The following is a 25772-nucleotide window of genomic DNA, read 5'->3' on the forward strand; positions in this document are numbered from 1 at the left end:
CCTACGCGTGCAGCGGTCGCGAGCGGTAAATCGCAATCAGCTCGCCGATCAGCTCTTTCGCCAGAATTGAAGTCATCAAATGATCCTGGGCGTGAACCATCACCAGCGTCATTTTGGTCTTTCCCTCGCCTTCGTCGGCTTCAATCAGCTGCGTCTGCACCAGATGCGCCTCGCGGGCAAAATGCGCCGCTTCTTTCATCTTCTCGTCGGCGGCGGCGAAATCGCCCTCTTTAGCGCAGCTCAGCGCTTCGTAGCACAGGCTACGTGACTGCCCGGCGTTGATGATGATACCCATCACTTGTTCTTCTAATTCCATGACAAACCTCTGAATAGTATGAATTATGCGGATTGCGGCGCGCCTTCGGCCTGCGCAGCGGCGTTAGCGTGTTCTTGCTCCATCAGCTGTTTTTCGTAGGCTTTGAGGAATGGCAGATACATCACCATCGCTGTCGCCATACAAATCAGGCACATGATCACCGGGCTAAAGCTCCAGTTCGCCGCCCAGGAGGCACCGATAGGGGCCGGCGTCGTCCACGGCGTCATCGACACCACGCGGCTCACCAGGCCCAGCTTCAGCGCGAAGTACGCCAGCGTTGCGTTGATCATCGGTACCAGCACAAAAGGCAGGAAGAACAGCGGATTCATAATGATTGGCGCGCCGAACAGAATCGGTTCGTTGATGTTAAATACGCCCGGTACCACGCCCATACGGCCAATAGTACGCAGGTGAATGGCCTTGCTGCGCATCAGCATCAGCGCCAGCGGCAGCGTGGAGCCAACGCCGCCAATCAGCAGATAGTGATCCCAAAAACCCTGCACGTAGATATGCGGGATCGCGGTCCCTGCGGCCATCGCCGCCTGGTTGATCGACAGGTTGGCCATCCAGAACGGGTTCATAATCCCGGTCACGATCAGCGCTCCGTGGATCCCGGCAAACCACAATACCTGGCACACCAGCACCGACAGCAGGATCGCTGGTAAGGTATCGGAGGCCGCCACCAGCGGTTTCACCAGCGACATGATCGCTTCCGGGATGATCATGCCCAGTTGGGCTTCGATAAACAGGTTCAGCGGGTGCAGCGTCAGTACGATCGCCAACACTGGGATCAGAATTTCGAACGAGCGCGCCACGCCAGCCGGCACTTCTGGCGGCAGACGAATGGTAATGTTGTGACGCTTGAGAAAGGCGTACAGCTCGGTGGAGTAAATCGCCACCAGAATGGCGGTGAAGATCCCCTGACCGGAGAAATAGGCGGTGGAGATCTGACCATCCTTCAGCGGCGCGGCCACCAGCAGAAACGACATCAGCGACAGCATTCCGGCGGTTAGCGAGTCCAGATTGTGGTGCTTCGCCAGGCTCGCGGCGATCCCGACGGCGATAAACAGCGTCATCACCCCCATGCTGAAGTTAAACGGCAGCATCAGCGCGTCGCGATGATCGAGAGAAAATTGCAGCCAGGCGCGGGCAAAGCCCCAGCTGGTATCCGGGGAAAACGGCGGGAAGATAAACACCAGCAAAAACGAGCCGACGATCATAAAGGGCAGGGCGGTAATAAAGCCGTCGCGGATCGAAGTGACATATTTTTGCTGGCCGATCGCACCCGCCATGGGCGTGATCTTCTGTTCAATCACGGTGATCAACTTAGCGTACAGAGAGCTCATGATCTTTCCTTAGTTTTTGTTATCGATAAGGGAAAGCGCGAAATCCAGTACGGCACCGCCTTTTTGCATGCCGTAATCCATCATGTTGATGGGTTCCACGCGGATCCCGTATTTATCAGCTTGTTTTTGCAGATCTTTCTGCATGTATTTCACCTGCGGTCCCAGCAGCACCACCTGGTAATTTCCCACCTGCTGATCGAATTCCGCGACGCCAAAGGCGTTGATCTCTACTGGCAGCCCGCGCTGCTCGGCTTCGGCGACCATTTTTTTCACCAGCAGGCTGGTGGACATGCCCGCAGAACAACACAACATTATCTTTTTCATAAACCGCTCCTGATGAGTTGGATGTGCCGACTATAGTCATAATGGATATAAAACGGAAAGCGCTTTCCGTTCGTGGATTTATTTATTGTGACCACGATCACCTATGGCGGGCTTTTACTTTACTCAGGAGTGCGCGATCATCCCGGCGATAAAACTATTCCTATAAGGCAGGACTATGAACATTCAGTTGATGAATGTTGTCGTCGATATCATCGAACAGCGGCTGGCGCCGCTGGCCAACGTTCTGACGCGCAATAACCACATTACGGCGATGCGCGACAGCTTTGCGCTGGCGATGCCGTTTGTGATTGTCGGAAGTTTGCTGGTGCCGATTTTGTTTCCGCCCGTTTCCATTGATGGCGCATCGGCTTTCGGCCAGTTCTATCTCCAGCTGCGGCCCATTCTGCTGCCGACCTTTGAACTCACCATTGGGCTGGTGGCGCTGATTGTCGCCTTCGGTGCCAGCGCCAGCCTCGCCAAGCAGTACCGACTGCCGGAGCGGCTCTGCGGGTTAACTGGCTGTCTGGCGTTTTTGCTGTTTATCGGCTTTCGCGATAACGGGGCGACCAATATTTTTCTCGGCGGGATGGGGATTTTTACCGCACTGATTTCAAGTACCTACTCGATTGAAATTATCCGTTTTTTCTACAAGAAGGGCTGGTGTATCCGTCTGCCGGAAGAGGTGCCGGTGATGACCCGCAATGGTTTCCAACTGCTGATCCCGCTGCTGGTGGTGATGTTATCTATCAGCGTTATCAATGCGTTGCTGCTACAGAGCACCGGGCGCATTTTACCGGAGCTGATTAGCGAAGCGGTACGCCCGTTGGTGGTGGCCTCAGATATCTTAACGGCGGTGCTGATTTCATTATTTATCTGTAACTTACTATGGTTTGTCGGGATTCACGGCGCGCTGATTATCACCGGGATTATGAACCCGTTCTGGATGACCTATCTGTTTGAAAACCAGCAGGCGCTGGCCGCCGGTTCCGCCACGCTACCGCATATCTACCTCCAGGGATTCTGGGATTTTTACTTGCTGATTGGCGGTATCGGTTCCACCCTGCCGCTGGTCTTTATGGCGATGCGCAGCCGTTCGCGGCAGCTAAAAAGCGTGGGAAAAATTGGCCTGCTGCCTTCTCTTTTTAATATCAACGAGCCGATTTTATTTGGTTTCCCCATCATCATGAACCCGGTTTTCCTGCTGCCGTTTATCTTTGTGCCGCTGATAAATGCCTGTATCGCCTGGTATTTAACTCAGCTTGGGATTCTCGACCGGGCGGTGGCGATGCTGCCGTGGTCGATGCCGTCGCCGCTCGGTGCGGCCTGGTCAGCCAACGGTAGCTGGAAAAATTTATGTATGTGCCTGTTCGCTATTTTTAACGCATGGATGCTCTATCGCCCGTTCTTCAAAGTCTACGAACGCCAGCTCGCCGACGCCGAACGCTAAGCTTTTCCCCTGCCTGAATCGGCCCGCCGCGTGCGGGCTTTTTTATTTCCGCCTGGTTATGTGAACTTCATCACGAATATTTGCTATCTATCGTCAAATTTGTGAACTCATCCGGCAATTACGGAAAGCGCTTTCCGTTGGTGGATGTACATTTCCGTTTTTGATCCGTAAATTTCCTTCCGTTCTCAGGCAGTGTTAATAAAAAATAACCAAGGAAAAAAAATGATCAGGCTAAATCATTCAATACCTCTGTCTTTACTCGCCCTCATGGTGATGAGCGACTGCGCCAGCGCCGAGCAGAAATACGATTTTATGCTCCATGGCTATATCCGTTCGGGGATCCTCGCTAACTCTGATGGCAACCGCGCCGACTCCGTTGGCCTGATGCCGGACGGCAAATGGCGTCTGGGCAACGAAGAAGATACCAAGATCGAACTGATCCCGACGGTGACGTTAACGTCGGACAGCGGCGTGGTGGCGAAAGTCCAGGCCAACATTACCCACCAGTCAAAATGTACCTCCGACTGGAACTGTCAGGATGATGATGGGCATGATGTTCAGTTCCGCGAAGGCTTTGCCGAGCTGTCGAACCTCGACTTCGCCCCGGAAATGACCTTCTGGGCCGGTAAGCGCTACAGCAGCTCCAACACCTCCAGCCATCAGTTCGACTGGGAGTACATTCAGTACAACGGTACCGGCGGCGGCTTCGACAATATGGATCTCGGCTTCGCCCGCTTTGACGCCGGGGTTTACGCTTTCTCACCGACCGACGAAACCAAAGCCTACCCGGTTGATAAAGGCGATCAGGGCTACCCGGATGACTACTCGCTCAACCTGTGGCTGAAAAAGATCGGCGGCACCGGCTTCGATCTGGAGCTGATTGGTCACCACATGAACCGCAACGAGAATCACCCGACCTCGGCGGAAAAGGGCTACGGCGTGACCGGGGTCTACAACTTTGACGGTTTTTACGGCCTGACCGGCGGCTACTCTCGCGTGGTCTTCCAGTACGGGCGCGGCCTGGCGGCAGGGGACTCGCTGGGTAAAAACGGCTGGGGATGGGCTAACCTCGAAGACACCCAGTCCTGGCGCGTGGTACTGGATAATATGGCCTCTCTGGGCGACTGGGAAATCTCGACTTTTGCCTACTATCAGAAAGATAAAAACTATCGCTGGTGGACGGAAGATGCCGACGGCTGGGGACGCACCAGCTGGGTTGCCGGGATCCGCCCGTACCAGCAGATCACTAAAAACTTCGCCATGCAGTATGAGCTGGGCTACGAATATCTCGACGATAAAAACTACAAAGGCGTGGACGGCAAAGGCAAAGGCGGCCTGACCAAAATCACCGTTGCGCCGACCCTGACCTTTGACTCCGGCTTCTGGACTCGCCCACAACTGCGCTTCTTCGTTACCTACGCCAAGTGGGACAAAGGTGTCTCCGATGCGCTGGACGGCAACTACGACTGGAGCACCAACACCATTTCCGCTGGCGGCTACTCGCGCAGCGGCGACACCGACACGCTGAACTTTGGCGTGCAGGCCGAAGTCTGGTTCTAAGGAGAGATAACGATGATCAAGCCGGTAAAAAAACTGATGCTCGTGGTGCTGCTTTCGGCGCTGGGAAGCGCAGGGGCGATGGCCGCAGAGCAGTCGCACTTTGAACACTTTATTACCCGCGACGGCGCAACGCTAAAAGACGGCGACAAGGTCTTCCGCTTTGCGGGCATCCACGCGCCGGAGCTGCACCGTATTGAAGACGATGCGCGCGGCACCTGCAAAGCCGATTCGCGCGGCTGGGGGCAATACTTTCGCTGGCCGACGGCGGACGAACAGGAAAACTGGATTAAGGCGCAGGTGCAAACCGGAGCCAAAGCGCAGCGGGTGTATGTGCTCTCGGTGCAGCAGGAGTTTGACCAGGCCTGCGCTCGCGAAACCCATATCCTGGCTCCGGAAAGCGCCGACGGTATGCCGCGCCTCAACGAAAAGGCGATGCGGGTCTACGACAATATGATCGCCGAAGCGGACAAACAGGGGCTGCGCCTGATCCTGCCGTTTATCGATCACTGGTGGTGGTGGGGCGGCCGCGAGCAGCTGGCGGCGTTCTATCATGAGAAGCCAGAGGATTTTTATCGGACCGACAGCAAAACCTTCAAGGCCTATCTCGACGTGATTCGCCAGGTGATCACCCGCACCAACAGCATGACCGGTCGTCCGTATTATGACGAAAAAGCGATCATGGCCTGGGAGACCGGCAACGAGCTGGAGGACACCAATGCCGCGTTCCTTCAGCAGACCGCCGCGTGGATCAAAAAGTGGGCGCCGCATCAACTGGTGATTGATGGCACCTATAAGAAAATCAATGCGTTTGCGCTCAACGATCCGAATGTCGATATCGTCAGCAACCACTACTACACCAATGCCGATAACAACCATCCCGATCAGGTAAAAAAAGATCTGACGGCGGCTGCGGGTAAGAAAGTGTACATGGTGGGCGAATTTGGTCTGCTGGACGCGAAGCAGCTCAACGCCATTATGCAGTCGATCGTACATAGCGAAGTCAACGGCGCGCAGGCGGCGGGCGGGCTGATTTGGGGCTTCCGTGGCCATCGTCACGACGGCGGCTTCTACTGGCATAAAGAGTCCACGGGTCACTACAGCTACCACTTGCCGGGCTTTCCGGTAGAGGGTAAAGCCAACCAGGAAATAGACGTGGTTGACCTGGTGCGGACAGCAGCGGCGCAGATGAGCGGGCAGGAGAAAGCGCCGCCGCTGCCGAAGCCGGACGCGCCGAAGCTGCGGGCGACGGATTCACCGTTTGCCATCAACTGGCTGGGGGCGGCGGTAGGACGCGCCTATGACGTGGAGCGCGCTGATTCGGCAAAAGGGCCGTGGAAAGTGGTGGGGCGCGATATTTCAGACGGCGTTAACGAGTGGAACCCGCAAACGATGGATCTGTTCCGCGATGACTATCGCAGCCTGCGGCTGGGGAATACGTACTATTACCGCGTCATTGCCAAAAACGAGAGCGGTAGTTCGGTGCCTTCGAACGTGATTAGCGTCAAGCACACCCAGCAGAATCAGGCTCCGGTGGTAACGCTGGTCGATAAGCTCACCACGACTCAGGATCAGGGCGTGCAATTAACCGCGAGCTGGCGCGATGACGCGCTACCGGACCGTAACGTGAAGGTGGGCTGGAGCAACGGCGGCAACGCGCAGGCCCATTTTTGTGCCACGGATAAAGCCGAAACCCGCGCCTGGTTTAGCGCGCCCGGTGAATATGACCTGACCTTTATAGCCGATGACGGCCTGCTCAAAAGCAGCAAAACCGTCAAGGTGACGGTGACGCAAGCCGTTGGTAAAGCGCCTGCCGATTACTGCCGCTTTGGCGGCGGGGTGTTTAACGTTAGCCAGGGCAAGATTGAGGCGGCTAAAAGCGAGAAAGACGCACTGACGATTGGCGATGACGGTTTCCTCGGGCCGTTCGCCAACGATGGCGATAAGGTGAGCTGGCAGGTTGCCGCGCCGTGGGCTGGAAAGTATCAGCTGCGGGTGACGTTCAACGGCAAATGGGGCGGTAAGAAAAACTCGTTTATCGTTAACGGCGGCGCGCCAATCGCGGTGGAATTCCCGCAGACCGATGAGCAGGGCCAGCAGCTGCTGGTGCCCGTTGAGCTGAAGGCCGGTGATAACCGCGTCGACTTCGGTAAATTCGCCGGTGACTGGGGCTATATGTTTATCAAGTCAATTGAAGTGGTTGCAGAGTAGTACTTATTGGCTGCGCTCGTTGGGTGCAGCCTTTTTTAACTTACAGGAGGCGTTATGACCCGGTATCAGTTTCCGGAAGGCTTTTTTTGGGGCGCGGCGGCATCAGGCCCGCAAACGGAGGGCATAAGCAACAAGCCGCACCGTTCGATTTGGGATAGCTGGTTTGCCGAACAGCCGGAGCGTTTTTATCAGCAGATTGGGCCGCAAACCGTCTGCGACACGTATCATCAATATCCGCAGGATGTGGCGTTGATGAAGCAGACCGGCTTCAACTCCTTTCGGACATCGATTCAATGGTCGCGGCTCATTGATGATTTCGAAACCGGCACGCCCAATGCGGACGCGGTGCGTTTCTATAACGATTACCTGGATGAAATGATTGAAAACGGCATTGAGCCGATGATCAACCTCTATCACTTTGACATGCCTGAAGCCCTGCAAAAGCAGTACGGTGGGTTTGAGTCGGCGCATGTGACGGACCTTTTCGCCTGTTTTGCCCGCACCGCCTTCGCGCTGTTTGGCCACAAGGTGAAATACTGGATTACCTTCAACGAGCCGATTGTGCCGGTTGAGGGCGGCTATCTGTATGATTTCCACTATCCGTGCAAAAAAGACGGCAAGCTGGCGGCGCAGGTGGCGTTCAACATTATGCTGGCCCACGCCAAAGCCGTCCGCGAGTTTCGCGCGTTGGCGCTGGAGAGCGAGATTGGCGTGGTGCTGAACCTGACGCCGTCCTATACCCGCAACGACAGCGCGGAGGACAAAAAGGCGGCGTGGTATGCGGATCTGTTTTTTAACCGCAGTTTCCTCGACCCACTGGTGAAGCATCAGTTCCCGAAAGAGTTGTGCGAAATTCTGGCCGCTCACGATTGCCTGCCGGAGGTAACAAAAGCCGACGTTGAGCTGATAACCGGCTCGCACGTCGATTTTCTTGGCGTCAACTACTACGTGCCGCGGCGGGTGAAGGCGCGTGAAAGCGACTATGCGCTGGACTATTTCACGCCGGAGTTTTACTTCGAAAACTACGTGAATCCAGAAGGGCGCTTTAACCCGTATCGTGATAACAATGAAATTCTGCCGCAGGCGATTTACGACATTGCCGCGAATATTCGCGATAACTACAGCAATATAAAGTGGTTCCTCGCCGAAATTGGTATCGCGATGGATATTGAGTCGGAAGGCGAACCGGGTGAAGACGGAGTGATTGATGATTCGTTCCGTATCAGCCTGATGGAAGAGCATTTAGTGCAGCTGCATCGCGCCATTGCTGACGGTGCCAACTGCTTTGGCGTGCATCAATGGACCTTCATCGATAACTGGTCGTGGATTAACTCGTTCAAGCGGCGCTACGGTTTCTGGCGGCTCAACCTGCAAACCGGAGAGCGGCAGATAAAACGCAACGCGCTGTGGTTTGCCGAACTGGCGACCAGCAACGGCTTTAGCTGCGATAAATAGCACCGTAAAATCCCCCGGAGGCGGCGCTTGACGCGCCTGTCCGGGCTACCCGATGGTGCACCCCCGTAGCCCGGACAGATGCGCAGCATCGCCTCCGGGAAGTCGTACCCAGCAGGGCTACGGGTTCACCACCGTCTGCGGACAGGTAGCCGGGGATTAATCACGCGACTTTTTCATCTCCGGCAGCGAGGCAATCCAGTTCATTGCCAGCTGCGGCCATTCGGCGGCGGGCAGGCCTTTAGCTCCACGAATCCCAAACCCGTGCTTGCCCACGGCGAACAGATGAAGCTCCGTCGGCACGTTATGAGCGCGCAGAGCGTTGAACATCACCAGCGAGTTATCCACCGGTACCGAAGGATCGTCTACCGCGTGCAGAATAAAGGTTGGTGGCGTCACGGAAGCCACGTTTTGCTCCGGTGAATAACGACGCTGCTGCTCCGCCGTTGGCGCATCACCAATCAGCGCTTTACGCGAACCGGGGTGGGCGATTGCCGGAACCATAGAAATCACCGGATAGCCGAGTACCACAAAGTCCGGTCGCGCGCTCTGCTGGTCGATAGTATCCACAGCGCTGTAGACCTGCTCATCGTAGCGGGTCTCCAGACTGGCGGCCACATGCCCCCCGGCAGAAAAACCCATGATGCCGATTTTCTGCGGGTCAATATGCCACTCAGCGGCACGCGCCCGCAGGCTACGCAGCGCACGCTGCGCATCGGCCAGCGGCGCATCGCTGCCTTCCGCATGACCATCCCCCGGCATCCGGTAGGTCATAACAAACAAGGTATAGCCCTGCGCGTTAAACACCGGGGCGAGATCGCTGCCCTCTTTATCCAGCACCACCCGTTGATAAGAACCGCCTGGCGTCACCAGCAGCGCGATACCGTTGGGTTTCTCCGGCGTATAAACGGTGATTTGCGGGGCGCGAATACCGGTTACCGCACGGTCGGGCAAAGTGGGGTCTTTGCTACGCTCCACAAGTGACTCGCTTGCCGGGCTATTTTTCGCCCCGGGAGCTTCACCGCCGGGCCAGACTGAAAAGGTGGGCAGGGCCGCGAAGGCGACCGGAGAAGATAAAAGCAGAGTGATAATCGCCGCCAGAGGTAAACGCGTCATAAGCATCTCCATGAGGAAAAAGCTTATTTATCATTGATTAGCGGCGGGTAACGCGAGTTGTCTCACAGAACGCTGTTTCATTTAAATCGAAATGAAACAGCATTTTGGATGTGACTTAAGCGCGGGTGGCGATAAGAATGGCGGAAGCCTTAACGAGCGCAATCACGCGGCTGCCCTGTGCCAGCTTCATCTCTTCCTGGCTTTCATTGGTGACGACAGCAATGATTTCAAAGCCCGCGTCGGCCTGAATATGCACGGTGGCGTTAACCGCGCCTTCAGTTACTCGGGTCACGCTACCGGCAAACTGGTTGCGGGCGGAGAACTTCAGACCGCAATCTTCCGTCGCCAGCGTGACCCACGGCGCTTTAATCAGCGCAATGGCTTCTTTACCGGTCGCCAGCCCCAGCGCTTCCTTACTGCTGTGGGTAACGATTGCCACCAGCTTTGCGCCGCCCGCTAACGTCAGTTCGATTTCATCGTTGACCGCGCCGGTTGCGACTGCGCTGACCGTGCCGGTGAGTTGGTTACGTGCTGATACCGCCATAATGCCTCCATTCAATGTGTTATTAATGACTCCAATGGTTATAGCAGATCGTCTTTGTTGATGCCCAGCCGTTTCATTCTTGAAAGCAATGTTGTGCGCTTTAGCCCCAGACGCTGGGCCGCGCCTTTCGGTCCGGCGACCACGCCATTGCTCTCTTTCAGTACCCGGATAATCAGCTGGTATTCATCCTCGCTTTCTTCCGGCAGCACTTCTGCGGCCAGCGGTTCCTGCTCGATACTCATTTCCGGCAGTGATAGTTGCAGCACGCTGCCGCGGGTCAGCAGCACCGCACGCTCAATGACGTTCTCCAGTTCGCGCACGTTACCCGGCCACTCCATGCGGCTGAGAGTGCGCAGGGTTTCTGCCGGAATGCTGTCAATATTACGTCCCAGACGACGGGCAATTTTAAAAGTGAAAGCTTTTACCAGCAGCGGGATATCGTCCGGGCGCTCGCGCAGCGGCGGCAGGTGGATCGGGAAGACGTTCAGGCGGTAGTAGAGATCGCTACGGAATTCGCGATCGGCGACCATTTGCTTAAGATCGCGGTTGGTCGCGGCGATCAGGCGCACGTCGGTGTGAATCAACTTATTGCTACCGAGGCGCTCGAACTCCTGCTCCTGCAACACGCGCAGCAGCTTCGGCTGCAGCTCTACCGGCATGTCGCCCACTTCATCAAGGAACAGCGAACTTTTATCCGCCAGTTCGAAACGGCCGATGCGCTGGGCGCTGGCGCCGGTGAAGGCACCGCGTTCGTGACCAAAGAGGTCGCTTTCCAGCAGCCCGGCGGGCATAGCGGCGCAGTTCATTTTGACCATCCGGCGGCTGTTGCGCCCGCTGAGGTTATGAATGGCGCGGGCAATCAGTTCTTTGCCGGTGCCGGTTTCGCCGAGGATCAGCACCGTACTGTCGCTGTGTGCCACCATTTCGACCTGCTTGAGCACGCTGTTCATCGCTTCGCTGCGTCCGATGATTTCACCAAACTCGCTTTCAACGTTATTGAGCTGTTCGGTCAGGGCGAGGTTTTCATCGACCAGACGCTCCTTCAGACGCTGGATCTCGCGGTATGCGAGGGCGTTATCGACGGCAATCGACACGCGCTCGGCGATTTGCCGCAGCAGCTTAAGGTTGGTGGTGGTGAAAACCTTTTCATCGCACTGCGCCAGCTTCAGCACGCCAAGCAGGGTATTGCCGGACATCAACGGCAGCAGGCACAGGGTCTGAATTTTGTTATCCCACATCTCGAAGAGCATTTTTTCGTAAGGTGCCAGCGAGTCGTGTTCGTGCAGGTTGAGCAGCAGCATCTCTTTGCTTTTAAACACCCGCTCGGTCAGGGTTCCGGCTTCGTCCACTTCGCTCTGGTCGTGCACCGGATGGCTGGCGTCGAGATAGTGGGTGGAGTAGATATTGAGCTTGCCTTTGCGGTTGCTGCGCAGCACCACGCTGATGGCGTCAATACGGAAGTAGCGGTGGATCTCTTTTGCCACTTCGCTGACTAGCTCGTCGATATCCAGCCGCGAGAGTACGGCGTTAGTGATGGCGACCAGAATACGGAAATTATCGCGCTCGTGGCACAGCAGGTCGTAGTCAACGTTATTGCTGACCCGGCTTTGGATCTGCTCGGTCACCACGGCGATGATTTGCGTAAAGGTATGCAGTCGCTGGTACTCTTTTTCCGTCCACGGACGGTTGTCATCGCGAATAAACTCGCAGCCGCCGAAGATGCGGCCTTCTGCCGCCAGCGGTAGCAGGCAGTAGTAGCCAAATGCGGGATAGAGTCCGCTGACGGAGAGCTGTGGCCAGGTTTCGGCAAAGGTGGTGCTATCACAATGCAGCGCGTCCGGGCGCGACAGCAGGCGTCGAACTGGGCCGTTGGCGAGGACGGTTTCATCTTCGTAGCTGACCGGATGCCCGGCGTCGTCGCAGGCGTGGCGGACCGCGCGGTGGTTGCCGGAATGCCACAGAATAATCGCCGCCCGGTCGGCGAGCGCGGACTGCTGTACCAGGCGGGTCAGCGTTTCGCTCAGCGCGGCCAGGTCCGGCTGCTGTAATAAAATACGGGTGATATCAAACAGACCTTGCTGCCCAAGATCGCCCATCGGTGTATACGACATTGCTTAAGTCCAAAAAGCACTACAAAGCAGTGCAGAAGAAAGTGATGACACAAATAATAGTATGTTAATAAAGCGGTTGTTGCCGCTGTTAACCCATCCGTGGGTGCCCGATGGTTTGGGCTGGATAATGATGTTGAGATTCTGATGTTTTCCCCGGAGGCGATGCTGCGCATCTGTCCGGGCTACTGGTGCGGTTTTGTAGCCCGGACTGGCGCAACGCGCCGCCTCCGGGAACTCTCCCGAACCCCGTTAACAAATGCGCGGCAGCGGCTCGGCGTGGGGAAGGTCGAGCGTGCGCTTCACGCCGTACAGGCCAATGGATCGCACTCCCCGGCGTTCTACAACGTCGCCGATTATCGCCGCATCTCGTCCTAGCGGGTGAGACCGTAAATGCGCAAGTACGCTTTCCGCCGCCTCGCGGGCAACGGCAATCACCAGCTTACCTTCATTGGCAAAATTAAGCGCGTCCAGCCCCAGCAGCTCGCACACGCCGCGTACGGTATCGTTCACCGGCAGCTTCTGCTCATGCAGCTCAATCCCGTAGCCGCTGGCGGCGGCGAACTCGTGGGCCACTGCATTAACGCCGCCGCGGGTCGCATCGCGCAGCGCTTTGACGCCAGGCAGCTCGCGCAGGGGCTGAATTAATGGTGTCAATACCGCGCAATCGCTGGACAGCGCACCATCCAGCCCCATTTCTTCGCGCAGGTTGAGGATCGTCGCGCCATGATCGCCAAGCGTGCCGCTGACCAGCAGGACATCGCCGGCGCTAATCTGCTGTGCGCCCCAGCGAATACCGGTGGGGATGACGCCGATCCCAGCGGTATTAATAAATAGCTTATCCGCTGCCCCGCGCGGCACCACTTTGGTATCGCCGGTAACAATGGCGATACCGGCTTCCCGCGCGGTCTGCGCCATGCTGTTCACCACGGCTTCGAGAGTGGCCATCTCCAGCCCCTCTTCGAGAATAAACCCGCAGGAGAGGTAGCGCGGGATCGCGCCGCTCACCGCCACATCATTGGCCGTGCCGCAGACCGCCAGCTTGCCAATATTGCCGCCGGGGAAAAACAGCGGATCGATAACGTAGCTGTCGGTGGAAAAAGCCAGTCGATCGCCCTGGGCCATAAGATCGGCGAGATCGAGACGCGCCTGATCCTCCTGCTCCGCCAGCCAGTGATTGGCGAAAGCCTGCATAAACAGGGAGGCGATCAGCTGCTGCATCGCCTGACCGCCGCTACCGTGGGCTAACTGAATGCTTTTCATGCTTCTACTTCCTGACTGCGATATTGATACCAGGCGGCGCAAGCGCCTTCCGATGAGACCATCAGCGCGCCGAATGCGCTTTGCGGGTTGCAGGTATTGCCGAACAGCGGGCACTGGTGCGGTTTACAGCGGCCGGTCAGCACCTCGCCGCAGCGGGCGTGCGGATCGTCGCAGACCCGCTGCGGCGCCGGGCGGAAATGCGCTTCTGCGTCGAAACGCTGATACGCGGCCGTCAGGTGCACGCCGGAGTCGTTAATCACCCCCAGACCGCGCCACTCGCTGTCGCCGCTGAGGCAGAAAACGTCGGCGATGGCCGACTGCGCCAACGGGTTGCCTTCATCAGGCACCACCCTGCGGTACTGGTTTTCCACTTCGCTGTGCCGCGCTATTGTCTGCTCAACCAGCATCACCGCGCCTTGCAGTAGATCAAGCGGTTCGAATCCGGCCACCACTAATGGACGATGATAGTCGCTGGCGATAAATCCGTAGGCTTCGGTACCGATGACCATGCTGACGTGGCCGGGGGCGAGAAAAGCGTCGATACCGTTATCCGGCTGGTCGAGCAGGCTGCGCAGGGTCGGCAGCAAGGTAATGTGCTGGCAGAAAAAGTAAAAGTTCTCGACGCCGCGCTCGCGGGCCTGACGCAAGGTCAGGGCGGTGGCGGGCATGGTGGTTTCAAAGCCGAGACCGAAAAACACCACTTCACGTTCAGGGTTCTGCTGCGCCAGCTTCAGGGCGTCCATCGGCGAATAGACAATCCGCACGTCGGCCCCGCGCGATTTTGCCTGCAGCAGCGAACCGCTTTTTCCCGGCACGCGCATGGCATCGCCGAAGGTGCAGAAAATCACCCCCGGACGGCTGGCGATATCGATACAGGCGTCGATACGCCCCATCGGCAAGACGCACACCGGGCAGCCGGGGCCGTGAATAAACTCGATGTTTTCCGGCAGCAGCTGGTCGAGGCCAAATTTAAAGATGGCGTGGGTATGACCGCCGCACACTTCCATTATGCGCAGCGGACGTTCGGCGGTATGCGGTAGCAGGCGCGCGCGCTGCTGGAGATGTTCCACCAACTGCATCACCTGCTCCGGGGCGCGGTATTCATCAACAAAACGCATTTACCGCTCCTCGCCGTACAGCAGTGCGCCGACGTCCGGCTCCACTTCAAACATATTTTGCAGCGCTTCAAGAGTGTCTCGGGCTTCGGCCTCGTTTATTACGCTCATGGCGAAGCCGACGTGCACCAGCACCCACTGGCCGAGACGCGGCTGGCCGCGATCGTCAACCGCGCCCACCAGAGTCAGGTCGACTTCGCGCTGAATGCCGCACACTTCGACCTTCGCCAGATTGCCGTCAATGGCGCAGATTTGTCCCGGAATACCTATGCACATTGCTGCGTCTCCAGCCAGTTAAGCCACTGGCCCATGCCCTCGCCGCTGGTGGCGGAGAGCAGAATGATTTCAATATTTGGGTTCACTTCGCGGGCGCAGGCCAGGCATTTTTCCACGTCAAAGTTGAGATAGGGCAGCAGGTCGACCTTGTTGAGCAGCATCAGGCTGGCGGCGGCAAACATATGCGGGTACTTCAGCGGTTTGTCTTCGCCTTCGGTCACCGACAGCACCGCCACCTTATGGCGCTCGCCGAGGTCGAAGCCCGCCGGGCACACCAGGTTGCCGACGTTTTCAATAAACAGAATGCCGTTGTCGGCAAGCGGCAGGCGCGGGGCGGCGTCGGCAATCATCTGCGCGTCGAGGTGGCAACCCTTGCCGGTGTTGACCTGAATCGCCGGGGTACCGGTGGCGCGAATGCGCGCGGCATCGTTCACCGTCTGCTGATCGCCTTCGATCACCGCGCAGGCGGTTTTCTCTTTCAGCCGCAGTAGGGTTTCGGTTAACAGGGTGGTTTTGCCGGAGCCGGGGCTGGAGACGAGGTTGAGCACCAGTTGGTTTTTAGCGGCGAAGCGCGCGCGGTTGCGGGCGGCCAGACGGTTGTTTTTATCCAGCACGTCGATTTCCACTTCCAGCATCCGCCGCTGGCTTTGGCCCGGCGCATGAGTACCCGCCTCGCCGTGACCGTAGTGCAGGTCGCCCACGTCCGAACGGGTTGGGGAGAAGTTATCGGTTTTGACGCCGGTAATGTTCATCATCGGGCGCGGGGCAGGTGCGAAGGGGGCGCTGCGAAACGCCGAATGCGGGTTATGTTCGTCGCCTTCTATATAGAGGTTGCCTTCGCCGCAGCCGCAGGTTGTACACATAATTTACTCCTGATCTACTTCTATTCGCTGAATCTGTAAGCCGTCATCTGCCACAATTTGCAGCTGGTCGTTCTGGCACTGCGGGCAGCGGCGGACGTGCTGCGAGATAAGATGCACGTACTGTTGACAGGTTTCACACCAGCATTCAGCCTGTTGTTCGGCGATATGCAGTTCGCAGCCTTCCGCCAGCGTGCCGCGGCACACCAGCTCAAAGCAGAAGGTCAGCGCGCTGGCTTCCACGCAGGAGAAAGCCCCGACCTTCAGCCACACGCCGGTTACCCGACGTGCGCCGGCCTGCTGCGCTTGCTGTTCGATAATTTCCAGCGCCCGCTGGCTTAGAGTGATTTCGTGCATGGTGCCTCCGTATCGCGATGGCCCATTAATGCAATAAAGATGCCAGGTCATAGCTAATGTCATCAAAATGTCGATGACACCCTTCAGACATCGTCATCGACATGTCTTTTCCGCTTTATCGATTTATCAAACTCATTAAAAATCAATTAATTAAATATTGGCATGAAAAATGCTTTACCGGTGCATCTCATACAACGGGGGATCCGGGATGACTATTTGGGAATTAAGTGAAAAGGCGGATTACATCGCCGATCGTCACCGCCAGCATCAGGAGCAGTGGCATACCTACTGCAACTCGCTGGTTCAGGGGATAACCCTGTCGAAAGCGCGTCTGCATCACGCCATGAGCTGCGCGCCGGATAAAGAACTGTGCTTCGTTCTGTTTGGCCATTTTCAGGTCTACGTGGCGCTGGCGGAGGGCTTTAACAGCCACACCATCGAATATTACGTAGAAAGCAAAGACGGTGACGACAGACGTCTGATTGCGCAGGCTACGCTGGGCTCAGACGGCACCATTGATGGCCGGATCAGCAACCGCTCCCGCGAGCAGGTTCTGGAGCACTATCTGGCGACGATCGCCAGCGTTTATGACCGCCTTTATGAGGCTATGGAACAAGACCAGCCGGTGGATTTAAGCCACCTGACGCTGGCCCGTTAATCGTCAGGTGTCGACAAGTGTCGAAGCTGACACCGACGCCGCCTGTTTTCGTCAAAAATGACTTTCACCTGAGGATGACCCGGTGAACCGTTTTGTAATTGCTGACTCCACCGTCTGTATCGGCTGCCGTACCTGCGAAGCCGCCTGCGCTGAGACTCACCGCCAGCAGGGCCTGCAATCCATGCCCCGGCTGCGGTTAATGCGCAATGAGAAAGAATCTGCGCCGCAGATGTGCCACCACTGTGAAGATGCGCCCTGCGCCGCCGTCTGCCCGGTAAACGCTATTAATCGCGTCGATGGCGCGGTGCAGCTCAACGAGAGCCTGTGCGTGAGCTGCAAGCTGTGCGGCATTGCCTGCCCGTTCGGCGCCATTGAGTTTTCCGGCAGCCGTCCGCTGGATATTCCGGCTAACGCCAACACGCCAATGGCACCCGCCGCGCCACCAGCCCCGGCCCGCGTCAGCTCGCTGCTTGACTGGGTTCCCGGCGTGCGCGCCATCGCCGTCAAATGCGACCTGTGCCACTTCGATGAGCAGGGCCCCGCGTGCGTACGCACCTGCCCGACTAAAGCGCTGCTGTTGGTGGATATCCGCGATATCGCCCTGGCCAGCAAGCGGAAACGGCAGCTGACCTTTAATACCGACCTCGGCGATCTGTCGCTGTTCCAGGCGCAACAAGGGGACGTGAAATGAGTGTGATTTCATTAGTGAATCAGGCTGTGGTCTGGTACGCCGCCAGCGCGGTGCTGGCATTTCTGTTCACCATGCGTAAACCGCTGAGCGGGGCGATTGCCGGGATTGGCGGCGCGGTCGCCAGCATCATGCTGGTACTGGCAGGTGGAACGGCGCTGCTGATGCCGGAGCGCATCAGCGGCGGTATGTTGCAGATGCTGCATTTGACCATGCGGGTTGGCGGCGTCAACGCGCTGTGGCTGCTGGCGATTGGCCTGTCGGCGCTGCCGATTTCGCTGTTCAATATCTCCTGGCATCGCCATCCGCAGGTCAAAGCGAACGGCCTGCTGGTGAACCTGTTGCTGGCCGCTGCGACCTGCGCGGTGGTGGTGACGAACTTCGGCGCGCTGGTGGTGATGGCGGAGATTATGGCGCTCTGCGCGGCGTTTCTTACCGGCTGCGCGCAGTCCGGCAAGCTGTGGTTTGCGCTGGGTCGACTCGGTACGCTGCTCATGGCATGGAGCTGCTGGCTGGTGTGGTCGTTCTACGGCACCCTTGAACTGGCGCAGATCACCCAACTGGCGATGGCTGCGCCACAAAACGCGCTGCTGTGGCTGCCGGGCCTGGTGGGTTTTGCGCTGCTGGCCGGGGTTATCCCGCTGCACGGCTGGGCACCGCAGGCTCACGCGGGCGCGAGCGCTCCGGCTGCTGCGCTGTTCTCGACGGTGGTAATGAAGGTCGGTCTCTACGGCATCCTGACGGTGTCTCTGGCCGGGAGCGTACCGCCGCTGTGGTGGGGCGTAATGCTGCTGGTGCTGGGGATGATCACCGCGTTTATCGGCGGATTGTACGCGCTGATGGAGCACAATATTCAGCGTTTGCTGGCGTACCACACCCTGGAAAACATCGGCATTATCCTGCTCGGCCTCGGGGCGTTCGTCACCGGCGTCGCTACCCATAACCCGACCCTGATGGTGCTGGGCTTTATCGGCGGCATGTATCACCTGATCAACCATAGCTTGTTTAAAACCACGCTGTTTCTCGGCGCGGGGGCGGTGTGGTTCCGCACCGGTCATCGTGATATCGAGAAGCTCGGTGGGATCGGCAAAAAAATGCCGCTGATTTCGCTCTCTATGCTGGTGGGGCTGATGGCGATGGCTGCGCTGCCGCCGCTGAACGGTTTTGCCGGGGAGTGGGTTATCTATCAATCCTTCTTCAAGCTAAGTACTGGCGATGCCTTTATTGGCCGTCTGCTGGGGCCGCTGCTGGCGGTAGGGCTGGCAATTACCGGCGCGCTGGCGGTGATGTGTATGGCGAAAGTCTACGGCGTCACCTTCCTTGGCGCACCGCGCAGCAAAGAGGCGGAGAATGCCACCTGCGCACCGTGGCTGATGACCTTTAGCGTGGTGCTGGCTGCGGTCTGCTGCGTGATTGGCGGGATTGCCGCGCCGTGGTTGCTGCCGCTGGTGAGCGGGGCGTTCCCGGTTCAGGCGGAAGTCTCCAGCGTCGTGTCCCAGCCGCTGATCGCCATTCTGCTGATTGCCTGCCCGCTGCTGCCGCTGCTGCTGATGATCTTCTTCAAAGGCGACCGCCTGCCTGCGCGCTCTCGCGGTGCGGCCTGGGTCTGCGGCTACGACCATGAAAAATCAATGGTGGTGACCGCCCACGGTTTCGCTATGCCGGTGAAAGAAGCCTTTGCGCCGATGCTGAAGCTGCGCCACTGGCTAAACCCGGTACGCCTGGTTCCCGGCTGGCAGAACGCGTCCGCACCCGCGCTGTTTCGCGGCGTGGCGCTGGTTGAGCTGGCGGTGCTGGTGGTGATTGTGGTTTCCCGAGGAGCCTGAGAATGAGTGTATTAATTGCATTGTTGCAGGCGCTGGTGCTGTTTGCCGCCGCGCCGCTGTTGTCCGGGATCACCCGCGTTGCGCGCGCACGTCTGCATAACCGCCGCGGTCCCGGCGTATTGCAGGAGTATCGGGATATCCTGAAACTGCTGGGCCGTCAGAGTATTGGCCCGGATGCCTCCGGCTGGGTGTTCCGTCTGACGCCGTACGTGATGGTCGGCGTGATGCTGACCATCGCCACCGCGCTGCCGGTGGTCACCGTTGACTCGCCAATGACGGGGTTGGGTGACCTGATTACCCTGATCTACCTGTTCGCTATCGCCCGTTTCTTCTTCGCCATTTCTGGCCTGGATACCGGTAGCCCGTTTACCGCTATCGGGGCCAGCCGCGAAGCGATGCTCGGCGTGCTGGTGGAGCCGATTCTTTTGCTCGGCCTGTGGGTCGCGGCGCAGGTCGCGGGTTCCACCCATATCAGCAGCATCACCGACACCATTTATCACTGGCCTGCCGCGCGCAGTATTCCGCTGGTTCTGGCGCTGTGCGCCTGCGCCTTCGCCACCTTTATCGAAATGGGCAAGCTGCCGTTCGACCTGGCGGAAGCGGAGCAGGAGCTTCAGGAAGGTCCGCTCTCAGAATACAGCGGAAGCGGCTTCGGCGTGCTGAAGTGGGGCATCAGCCTTAAACAGCTGGTGGTGTTGCAGATGTTTGTCGGCGTGTTTATCCCGTGGGGGCAGATGACCAGTTTTAGCGTCGGCGGTCTGCTGCTGGCGTTGGTGGTTGCCGTCGTCAAGCTGGTGGTTGGCGTACTGATTATCGCCCTGTTCGAAAACAGCATGGCGCGTCTGCGCCTGGATATCACCGGGCGCATTACCTGGACCGGGTTCGGTTTAGCCTTTTTAGCCTTCGTCTCCTTGCTGGTGGCGTGATTTAAGAGAGTTTGAGCATGTCTGAAGAAAAAATCGGTCAACACTATCTCGCCGCACTGCATCAGGCTTTTCCGGGCGTGGTGCTGGATGAAGCCTGGCAGACCAAAGACCAGCTTACGGTGACGGTGAAGGTCAACTATCTACCGGAAGTGGTCGAGTTCCTTTACTACAAGCAGGGCGGCTGGCTGTCGGTGCTGTTTGGCAACGATGAGCGCAAGCTGAACGGCCACTACGCCGTCTACTACGTGCTGTCGATGGAACAGGGGACGAAGTGCTGGATCACCGTGCGCGTGGAAGTGGATGCCAATAAACCGGAGTATCCGTCGGTGACGCCACGCGTGCCTGCGGCGGTCTGGGGCGAGCGCGAAGTGCGCGATATGTACGGCCTGGTGCCGGTTGGGCTGCCGGACGAACGCCGCCTGGTGCTGCCGGACGATTGGCCGGATGAGCTGTATCCACTGCGTAAAGACAGCATGGATTACCGTCAGCGCCCGGCACCGACCACCGATGCTGAAACCTATGAATTCATTAATGAACTGGGTACGAAAAAGAACAACGTGGTGCCGATTGGCCCGCTGCACGTGACTTCCGATGAACCGGGCCACTTCCGCCTGTTCGTTGACGGCGAAAATATTATCGACGCCGACTATCGCCTGTTCTATGTCCATCGCGGGATGGAAAAGCTGGCGGAAACCCGCATGGGCTACAACGAAGTCACCTTCCTGTCGGATCGCGTGTGCGGCATCTGCGGCTTTGCCCACAGTACCGCCTACACCACCTCCGTAGAGAACGCGATGGGCATCGTGGTGCCGGAACGTGCGCAGATGATCCGCGCCATTCTGCTGGAAGTTGAGCGTCTGCACTCGCACCTGCTCAACCTCGGCCTGGCCTGCCACTTCACCGGCTTCGACTCCGGGTTTATGCAGTTCTTCCGCGTGCGCGAAACGTCGATGAAGATGGCGGAAATTCTCACCGGGGCGCGTAAAACTTACGGTCTGAACCTGATTGGCGGCATCCGTCGCGACCTGCTGAAAGAGGACATGATCCAGACCCGTCAGCTGGCGCAGCAGATGCGCCGCGACGTGCAGGAGCTGGTGGATATGCTGCTCAGCACGCCGAATATGGAGCAGCGCACCGTGGGCATTGGTCGTCTCGACCCGCAGATCGCCCGCGACTTCAGCAACGTCGGCCCGATGGTGCGCGCCAGCGGCCATGCCCGCGACACCCGCGCCGATCACCCGTTCGTCGGTTACGGCCTGCTGCCGATGATCGTGCACAGCGAGCAGGGCTGCGACGTGATTTCTCGCCTGAAGGTGCGCATCAACGAAGTCTACACCGCGCTGAACATGATCGACTTTGGCCTCGATAACCTGCCGGGCGGCCCACTAGCGGTAGAAGGTTTCACCTATATTCCGCACCGCTTCGCGCTGGGTTTCTCGGAAGCGCCGCGCGGGGATGATATCCACTGGAGCATGACCGGCGATAACCAGAAGCTGTACCGCTGGCGCTGCCGGGCGGCAACCTACGCCAACTGGCCGACCCTGCGCTATATGCTGCGCGGCAACACCGTGTCCGACGCGCCGCTGATTATCGGCAGCCTCGATCCTTGCTACTCCTGTACCGACCGCATGACCGTGGTCGATGTGCGCAAGAAGAAGAGCAAAGTGGTGCCGTACAAAGAGCTGGAGCGCTACAGCATCGAGCGTAAGAACTCGCCGCTGAAATAAGGAATCGCCATGTTTACCTTTATTAAAAAAGTCATCAAAACCGGCACCGCGACGCACTCGTATCCGCTGGAGCCGATGCCGGTGGATAAAAATTTCCGCGGCAAACCGGAGCATAATCCGCAGCAATGTATCGGCTGCGCCGCCTGCGTTAACGCCTGTCCGTCGAACGCCCTGACGGTAGAAACCGATCTCACCACCAACCAGCTGGCGTGGCAGTTCAACCTTGGGCGCTGCATCTTTTGCGGGCGCTGCGAAGAAGTCTGTCCGACGGCGGCAATCAAGCTCTCTCAGGAGTACGAGCTGGCGGTGTGGAAGAAAGAGGATTTTCTCCAGCAATCGCGTTTCGACATCTGCCACTGCCGGGTGTGCGAACGCCCGTTCGCCGTGCAAAAAGAGATCGACTACGCCATCGCGCTGCTTAAGCACAACGGCGACACCCGCGCCGAGCTGCATCGCGAAAGCTTTGAGACCTGCCCGGAGTGCAAACGCCAGAAATGTCTGGTGCCGTCCGACCGTATTGAACTGACTCGCCATATGAGAGAGGCCAGCTGATGAGCAATTTATTAGGCCCGCGCGATGAAAACGGCATTCCGGTGCCGATGACGGTGGATGAATCCATCGCCAGCATGAAAACCGCGTTGCTGAAGAAAATTAAGCGCTCCGCCTACGTCTACCGCGTCGACTGCGGCGGCTGCAATGGCTGCGAAATCGAGATTTTCGCCACCCTGTCGCCGCTGTTTGATGCCGAGCGTTTTGGGATCAAAGTGGTCCCTTCGCCGCGCCACGCCGATATTCTGCTGTTCACCGGAGCGGTGACCCGCGCGATGCGTTCGCCTGCATTACGTGCCTGGCAGTCTGCGCCGGATCCGAAAATTTGTATCTCCTACGGCGCATGCGGCAACAGCGGCGGCATCTTCCATGACCTCTACTGCGTGTGGGGCGGGACCGACAAAATCGTGCCGGTAGATGTTTATATTCCCGGCTGCCCGCCGACGCCAGCCGCGACGCTGTACGGCTTCGCCATGGCGCTGGGCCTGCTGGAGCAGAAAATCCACGCTCGCCTGCCGGGTGAACAGGACGAACAGGCGGCTGAGATTCTTCACCCGGACATGGTGCAGCCGCTGCGTGTGCGTATCGACCGCGAAGCGCGTCGCCTTGCGGGCTATCGCTACGGTCGCCAGATTGCCGACGACTACATGCGCCTGCTCGGACAGGGCGATAATCAGGTGGTGCGCTGGCTGGAGGTGGAGAAAGATCCGCGTCTGACCGAGATCGTCACCCATCTGAACCAGGTGGTAGAGGGAGCGCGTATCCGATGAGCGAAACGGTGGTGTTCAGTCAGTTGAGCCGTAAATTTATTGATGAGAACGATGCCACGCCCGATCAGGCGCAGCAGGTGGTCTATTACAGCCTGGCGATTGGCCACCACCTCGGCGTGATCGACTGCCTGGAAGCGGCGCTGAGCTGCCCGTGGGAAGCGTACCTGGCGTGGATTGCCACTCTCGAAGAAGGCAGCACCGCGCGGCGCAAAATGGAAGGCGTGCCGAAATACGGCGAGATTGTCATCGATAGCAATCACGTGACCATGCTCGCCAACGCCTTCGATAAAGCGCAGGTCAGGCAAACCCCTGAGCAGCAGGCGTGGAGCAAAATTATGCTCAGTATGCTGCATGATATTCACCAGGAAAGCGCCATCTACCTGATGGTGAGGAGGCTTCGTGACTGATGTTTTACTCTGTGTCGGCAACAGCATGATGGGTGACGACGGCGCAGGCCCGCTGCTGGCGGAGATGTGCGCCGCTAACCCGGTTGGCGACTGGGTGGTGATTGACGGCGGCAGCGCCCCGGAAAACGACATCGTCGCTATTCGTGAACTGCGCCCCGAGCGCCTGTTGATCGTCGATGCCACCGATATGGGGCTGAACCCCGGTGAAATCCGCATCGTCGACCCGGACGATATCGCCGAGATGTTTATGATGACCACCCACAATATGCCGCTTAACTATCTTATCGATCAGCTGAAAGAGGATATCGGCGAGGTGATCTTCTTAGGCATTCAGCCGGATATCGTCGGTTTTTATTACCCGATGACCCAGCCGATTAAGGATGCGGTCGAGGTGGTGTATCACAAGCTGAACGGCTGGCAGGGGAACGGTGGGTTTTCGCAGTTGGAGGCGGCGGAAGAGTGAGATTAATGTCGCAGAGCAGATACTCTCCGGCAAAATTCCCTTCAAAAGGCATGGCGGATAAAATTTATTGAAGCTGCCATGCTGACTTTATTTTGAAAAAAAATTGTACCGTTGGCTTTATACCATAAATAATGCGAGTTGCAGGGCGGCAGCAAGGGAATAAATCCCCAGACGCTTACTAAATTAAGTGACTGGGGTGAGTGAACGCAGCTAACGTACATGCAACTTGAAGTATGATAGGGATATTTGTGTGAAAATAACGTGGTGCAATAACGTTTTAGCTTAATAAATACCAAGTCGTCGTAGAACGTATTAAGTATTAACCTGCTCGATAATTAACTTTCCCTGCATCACCGATACTTTTACCATCGTACCTATAGGGAATCCCGCCGCTTCCAGCCAGTCGCCATTGAGATTCAACGATGAATGCTGCTGACCGCGTTGGCTTTGCCGGGTTTTACGCCTGATATAACCCACTTTTAAATGACGAAATGGTTTAGAAACAGGCGATTCTGGTTTGTTTTTTTCTTCTATCATAGTCTTCTCCATATTTTATTTATTTTCCGTTGCGCAAGGGAATGTGGTGAAACTCTATTTTGCGTTTAAAAACTACTGAATAAAATGCCAGTAAAAGAACTGAATGGCAAACCTGAAACTGGAAGCAAGCTCGACAAAATAAAATGCAATAAATGAAACTGGAAACATCAGGTTGTGATTAGCTTGAATAAGATTTTTTGGTTATCCCTTGGTCTTGCAAGCTACATTTTTACCTCCGGTCTCGGGGATTCATGTATGATTGTAAGCAGCAGGGAAGCCAGGGTGGGTAATGGACTATCAAAGATGAAAATCAAGGTCATTAAATATATAAAGCGACTTTTTTGCAAAAATGCTGAGCTGATGGATATTTTTGCCAATGATAATTTTCAAATGTCTATTTCCGAAAGAGATTATCCACCGTTTATCTCGTTGGCAAAGCAGCAGATCTATGCTGTTCACGCCATTTTTGTTTGTTCGGATCAAAAGCTGTCGCTGATAAAGGAAAATATCGCCGATATATTTAGCGTTGATGCTACTCAGATTATCCAGCAAGGGGTGATTAGTGACGGGCTTGTGCTGGCCCGGTGTGGCTATCGTGACGCAATGGCTATCAGCAACAAGAAAGTATTAACTTATTCATTTGAAAAAGATTTCAATAACAACCTGGTCCGAGTTGTGACAAATTCCGCAGAGTTTGTTCATGCTGTCAAAACATTGCCTGTTTCCCCGCCATTGCCGTGGGATGCTTTTCCGTCGTTGAGACCGCAGGGCTATGGCAGTTTGCAGGGGCGGCTGGCGTTTTGGTGGGAAAATATATGGCGGCCTTTCTGGCATAATCTGGCCCCTGATGAAAAAGATGCTTTTTTGATGCAGTACGATGTGAGTGAAGAGTGGCGGGAATTTATCTTTTGTCATCCGTAGCGTTTGCC

At 57.2% G+C, this 25772-nt stretch carries 26 protein-coding genes; 14 read left to right on the forward strand and 12 right to left on the reverse strand.

The window, feature by feature from the left end:
* Position 1 precedes the first annotated feature (1 nt).
* From DA718_RS06240 to DA718_RS06250, 3 genes are read right to left on the reverse strand one after another with little or no spacing between them, the layout of a single operon-like run.
* Positions 2 to 316, reverse strand: a complete 315-nt coding sequence (locus DA718_RS06240) for a PTS lactose/cellobiose transporter subunit IIA (RefSeq protein ID WP_110275792.1) — start codon at positions 314 to 316, stop codon at positions 2 to 4.
* A 23-nt stretch (positions 317 to 339) separates the two neighbouring features.
* Positions 340 to 1662 carry a PTS sugar transporter subunit IIC gene (locus DA718_RS06245; RefSeq protein ID WP_112213800.1) on the reverse strand — a complete coding sequence of 441 codons (1323 nt, stop codon included), beginning with the start codon at positions 1660 to 1662 and terminating at the stop codon, positions 340 to 342.
* A 9-nt stretch (positions 1663 to 1671) separates the two neighbouring features.
* The gene (locus DA718_RS06250; protein WP_110275790.1) at positions 1672 to 1986 is read right to left on the reverse strand and encodes a PTS sugar transporter subunit IIB; all 315 of its coding nucleotides are present in this window, start codon (positions 1984 to 1986) and stop codon (positions 1672 to 1674) included.
* 175 nt (positions 1987 to 2161) lie between these two features.
* On the opposite strand from DA718_RS06250, the gene DA718_RS06255 reads away from it, so the two are divergent.
* The 4 genes from DA718_RS06255 to DA718_RS06270 all read left to right on the forward strand — a co-directional run bounded on the left by DA718_RS06255 (position 2162) and on the right by DA718_RS06270 (position 8656).
* On the forward strand, positions 2162 to 3433 hold the full coding sequence (locus DA718_RS06255; protein ID WP_112213799.1) for a PTS sugar transporter subunit IIC: 1272 nt from the start codon (positions 2162 to 2164) through the stop codon (positions 3431 to 3433).
* 222 nt (positions 3434 to 3655) lie between these two features.
* Complete coding sequence (locus DA718_RS06260) at positions 3656 to 4993, forward strand: maltoporin (RefSeq protein ID WP_112213798.1); 1338 nt, start codon at positions 3656 to 3658, stop codon at positions 4991 to 4993.
* Between the two features lie 15 nt (positions 4994 to 5008).
* On the forward strand, positions 5009 to 7201 hold the full coding sequence (locus tag DA718_RS06265) for a CBM35 domain-containing protein (protein WP_167492855.1): 2193 nt from the start codon (positions 5009 to 5011) through the stop codon (positions 7199 to 7201).
* A 54-nt stretch (positions 7202 to 7255) separates the two neighbouring features.
* Positions 7256 to 8656: a glycoside hydrolase family 1 protein gene (locus DA718_RS06270; RefSeq protein WP_112213796.1), complete on the forward strand. Its 1401-nt coding sequence runs from the start codon at positions 7256 to 7258 to the stop codon at positions 8654 to 8656.
* A gap of 156 nt (positions 8657 to 8812) precedes the next feature.
* Here DA718_RS06270 and DA718_RS06275 read toward each other — a convergent pair whose 3' ends face one another.
* From DA718_RS06275 to hypA, 8 genes are all read right to left on the reverse strand, one after another.
* Positions 8813 to 9769, reverse strand: coding sequence for an alpha/beta hydrolase (locus tag DA718_RS06275; RefSeq protein ID WP_112213795.1), 957 nt, complete (start codon positions 9767 to 9769; stop codon positions 8813 to 8815).
* Between the two features lie 115 nt (positions 9770 to 9884).
* Positions 9885 to 10313, reverse strand: coding sequence for a TOBE domain-containing protein (locus DA718_RS06280; RefSeq protein WP_112213794.1), 429 nt, complete (start codon positions 10311 to 10313; stop codon positions 9885 to 9887).
* A gap of 38 nt (positions 10314 to 10351) precedes the next feature.
* A complete protein-coding gene (gene flhA, locus DA718_RS06285; RefSeq protein WP_112213793.1) occupies positions 10352 to 12424 on the reverse strand; it encodes a formate hydrogenlyase transcriptional activator FlhA in 2073 nt (690 codons plus the stop codon).
* A 249-nt stretch (positions 12425 to 12673) separates the two neighbouring features.
* On the reverse strand, positions 12674 to 13684 hold the full coding sequence (gene hypE / locus DA718_RS06290) for a hydrogenase expression/formation protein HypE (RefSeq protein ID WP_112213792.1): 1011 nt from the start codon (positions 13682 to 13684) through the stop codon (positions 12674 to 12676).
* Positions 13681 to 14802 (reverse strand): hydrogenase formation protein HypD, encoded by a 1122-nt coding sequence (gene hypD, locus DA718_RS06295; RefSeq protein WP_112213791.1) that lies wholly within the window; start codon positions 14800 to 14802, stop codon positions 13681 to 13683. Before hypD ends, hypE begins: the two co-directional genes overlap by 4 nt.
* Positions 14803 to 15075 (reverse strand): HypC/HybG/HupF family hydrogenase formation chaperone, encoded by a 273-nt coding sequence (locus tag DA718_RS06300; RefSeq protein ID WP_004104861.1) that lies wholly within the window; start codon positions 15073 to 15075, stop codon positions 14803 to 14805.
* Positions 15066 to 15938, reverse strand: coding sequence for a hydrogenase nickel incorporation protein HypB (gene hypB / locus DA718_RS06305; RefSeq protein ID WP_112213790.1), 873 nt, complete (start codon positions 15936 to 15938; stop codon positions 15066 to 15068). The genes DA718_RS06300 and hypB overlap by 10 nt, the downstream gene beginning before the upstream one ends.
* Before the next feature lie 3 nt (positions 15939 to 15941).
* The gene (gene hypA, locus DA718_RS06310) at positions 15942 to 16292 is read right to left on the reverse strand and encodes a hydrogenase maturation nickel metallochaperone HypA (RefSeq protein WP_112213789.1); all 351 of its coding nucleotides are present in this window, start codon (positions 16290 to 16292) and stop codon (positions 15942 to 15944) included.
* Positions 16293 to 16500: 208 nt separating this feature from the next.
* Here hypA and hycA point away from each other — a divergent pair, with 208 nt between their 5' ends.
* The 9 genes from hycA to hycI all read left to right on the forward strand — a co-directional run bounded on the left by hycA (position 16501) and on the right by hycI (position 24306).
* On the forward strand, positions 16501 to 16950 hold the full coding sequence (gene hycA, locus DA718_RS06315) for a formate hydrogenlyase regulator HycA (RefSeq protein WP_112213788.1): 450 nt from the start codon (positions 16501 to 16503) through the stop codon (positions 16948 to 16950).
* Between the two features lie 82 nt (positions 16951 to 17032).
* Entirely contained in the window at positions 17033 to 17641 is a 609-nt protein-coding gene (locus DA718_RS06320) for a 4Fe-4S dicluster domain-containing protein (RefSeq protein WP_112213787.1), read from the forward strand.
* Positions 17638 to 19464: a formate hydrogenlyase subunit 3 gene (gene hycC / locus DA718_RS06325; protein WP_112213786.1), complete on the forward strand. Its 1827-nt coding sequence runs from the start codon at positions 17638 to 17640 to the stop codon at positions 19462 to 19464. Before DA718_RS06320 ends, hycC begins: the two co-directional genes overlap by 4 nt.
* A 2-nt stretch (positions 19465 to 19466) precedes the next feature.
* Positions 19467 to 20390 carry a respiratory chain complex I subunit 1 family protein gene (locus tag DA718_RS06330; RefSeq protein ID WP_112213785.1) on the forward strand — a complete coding sequence of 308 codons (924 nt, stop codon included), beginning with the start codon at positions 19467 to 19469 and terminating at the stop codon, positions 20388 to 20390.
* A 17-nt stretch (positions 20391 to 20407) separates the two neighbouring features.
* Complete coding sequence (hycE, locus tag DA718_RS06335) at positions 20408 to 22117, forward strand: formate hydrogenlyase subunit HycE (RefSeq protein WP_110275774.1); 1710 nt, start codon at positions 20408 to 20410, stop codon at positions 22115 to 22117.
* A gap of 9 nt (positions 22118 to 22126) precedes the next feature.
* A complete protein-coding gene (locus tag DA718_RS06340; protein WP_112213784.1) occupies positions 22127 to 22669 on the forward strand; it encodes a formate hydrogenlyase complex iron-sulfur subunit in 543 nt (180 codons plus the stop codon).
* Positions 22669 to 23436, forward strand: coding sequence for an NADH-quinone oxidoreductase subunit B family protein (locus tag DA718_RS06345; RefSeq protein ID WP_112213783.1), 768 nt, complete (start codon positions 22669 to 22671; stop codon positions 23434 to 23436). Before DA718_RS06340 ends, DA718_RS06345 begins: the two co-directional genes overlap by 1 nt.
* On the forward strand, positions 23433 to 23843 hold the full coding sequence (locus tag DA718_RS06350; protein WP_112213782.1) for a formate hydrogenlyase maturation HycH family protein: 411 nt from the start codon (positions 23433 to 23435) through the stop codon (positions 23841 to 23843). Before DA718_RS06345 ends, DA718_RS06350 begins: the two co-directional genes overlap by 4 nt.
* The gene (hycI, locus tag DA718_RS06355; protein WP_112213781.1) at positions 23836 to 24306 is read left to right on the forward strand and encodes a hydrogenase maturation peptidase HycI; all 471 of its coding nucleotides are present in this window, start codon (positions 23836 to 23838) and stop codon (positions 24304 to 24306) included. The genes DA718_RS06350 and hycI overlap by 8 nt, the downstream gene beginning before the upstream one ends.
* A gap of 312 nt (positions 24307 to 24618) precedes the next feature.
* Here the strand turns inward: hycI and DA718_RS06360 are convergent, their stop codons facing one another.
* Complete coding sequence (locus DA718_RS06360; protein ID WP_112213780.1) at positions 24619 to 24843, reverse strand: SymE family type I addiction module toxin; 225 nt, start codon at positions 24841 to 24843, stop codon at positions 24619 to 24621.
* Between the two features lie 255 nt (positions 24844 to 25098).
* Between DA718_RS06360 and DA718_RS06365 the strand changes: the two genes are divergently transcribed.
* On the forward strand, positions 25099 to 25764 hold the full coding sequence (locus DA718_RS06365; protein WP_130624351.1) for a hypothetical protein: 666 nt from the start codon (positions 25099 to 25101) through the stop codon (positions 25762 to 25764).
* Positions 25765 to 25772 lie beyond the last annotated feature (8 nt).

Source organism: Klebsiella huaxiensis, assembly GCF_003261575.2.
Lineage (GTDB): Bacteria > Pseudomonadota > Gammaproteobacteria > Enterobacterales > Enterobacteriaceae > Klebsiella > Klebsiella huaxiensis.

Excerpts from the sequence above, each read along its gene's own strand:
- DA718_RS06240 (WP_110275792.1), bottom strand. The coding sequence starts at position 316 with ATGGAATTAGAAGAACAAGTGATGGGTATCATCATCAACGCCGGGCAG.
- DA718_RS06245 (WP_112213800.1), bottom strand. The coding sequence starts at position 1,662 with ATGAGCTCTCTGTACGCTAAGTTGATCACCGTGATTGAACAGAAGATC.
- DA718_RS06250 (WP_110275790.1), bottom strand. The coding sequence starts at position 1,986 with ATGAAAAAGATAATGTTGTGTTGTTCTGCGGGCATGTCCACCAGCCTG.
- DA718_RS06255 (WP_112213799.1), top strand. The coding sequence starts at position 2,162 with ATGAACATTCAGTTGATGAATGTTGTCGTCGATATCATCGAACAGCGG.
- DA718_RS06260 (WP_112213798.1), top strand. The coding sequence starts at position 3,656 with ATGATCAGGCTAAATCATTCAATACCTCTGTCTTTACTCGCCCTCATG.
- DA718_RS06270 (WP_112213796.1), top strand. The coding sequence starts at position 7,256 with ATGACCCGGTATCAGTTTCCGGAAGGCTTTTTTTGGGGCGCGGCGGCA.
- DA718_RS06275 (WP_112213795.1), bottom strand. The coding sequence starts at position 9,769 with ATGACGCGTTTACCTCTGGCGGCGATTATCACTCTGCTTTTATCTTCT.
- DA718_RS06280 (WP_112213794.1), bottom strand. The coding sequence starts at position 10,313 with ATGGCGGTATCAGCACGTAACCAACTCACCGGCACGGTCAGCGCAGTC.
- flhA (WP_112213793.1), bottom strand. The coding sequence starts at position 12,424 with ATGTCGTATACACCGATGGGCGATCTTGGGCAGCAAGGTCTGTTTGAT.
- hypE (WP_112213792.1), bottom strand. The coding sequence starts at position 13,684 with ATGAAAAGCATTCAGTTAGCCCACGGTAGCGGCGGTCAGGCGATGCAG.
- hypD (WP_112213791.1), bottom strand. The coding sequence starts at position 14,802 with ATGCGTTTTGTTGATGAATACCGCGCCCCGGAGCAGGTGATGCAGTTG.
- DA718_RS06300 (WP_004104861.1), bottom strand. The coding sequence starts at position 15,075 with ATGTGCATAGGTATTCCGGGACAAATCTGCGCCATTGACGGCAATCTG.
- hypB (WP_112213790.1), bottom strand. The coding sequence starts at position 15,938 with ATGTGTACAACCTGCGGCTGCGGCGAAGGCAACCTCTATATAGAAGGC.
- hypA (WP_112213789.1), bottom strand. The coding sequence starts at position 16,292 with ATGCACGAAATCACTCTAAGCCAGCGGGCGCTGGAAATTATCGAACAG.
- hycA (WP_112213788.1), top strand. The coding sequence starts at position 16,501 with ATGACTATTTGGGAATTAAGTGAAAAGGCGGATTACATCGCCGATCGT.
- hycC (WP_112213786.1), top strand. The coding sequence starts at position 17,638 with ATGAGTGTGATTTCATTAGTGAATCAGGCTGTGGTCTGGTACGCCGCC.
- DA718_RS06330 (WP_112213785.1), top strand. The coding sequence starts at position 19,467 with ATGAGTGTATTAATTGCATTGTTGCAGGCGCTGGTGCTGTTTGCCGCC.
- hycE (WP_110275774.1), top strand. The coding sequence starts at position 20,408 with ATGTCTGAAGAAAAAATCGGTCAACACTATCTCGCCGCACTGCATCAG.
- DA718_RS06340 (WP_112213784.1), top strand. The coding sequence starts at position 22,127 with ATGTTTACCTTTATTAAAAAAGTCATCAAAACCGGCACCGCGACGCAC.
- DA718_RS06345 (WP_112213783.1), top strand. The coding sequence starts at position 22,669 with ATGAGCAATTTATTAGGCCCGCGCGATGAAAACGGCATTCCGGTGCCG.
- DA718_RS06350 (WP_112213782.1), top strand. The coding sequence starts at position 23,433 with ATGAGCGAAACGGTGGTGTTCAGTCAGTTGAGCCGTAAATTTATTGAT.
- DA718_RS06360 (WP_112213780.1), bottom strand. The coding sequence starts at position 24,843 with ATGATAGAAGAAAAAAACAAACCAGAATCGCCTGTTTCTAAACCATTT.
- DA718_RS06365 (WP_130624351.1), top strand. The coding sequence starts at position 25,099 with ATGATTGTAAGCAGCAGGGAAGCCAGGGTGGGTAATGGACTATCAAAG.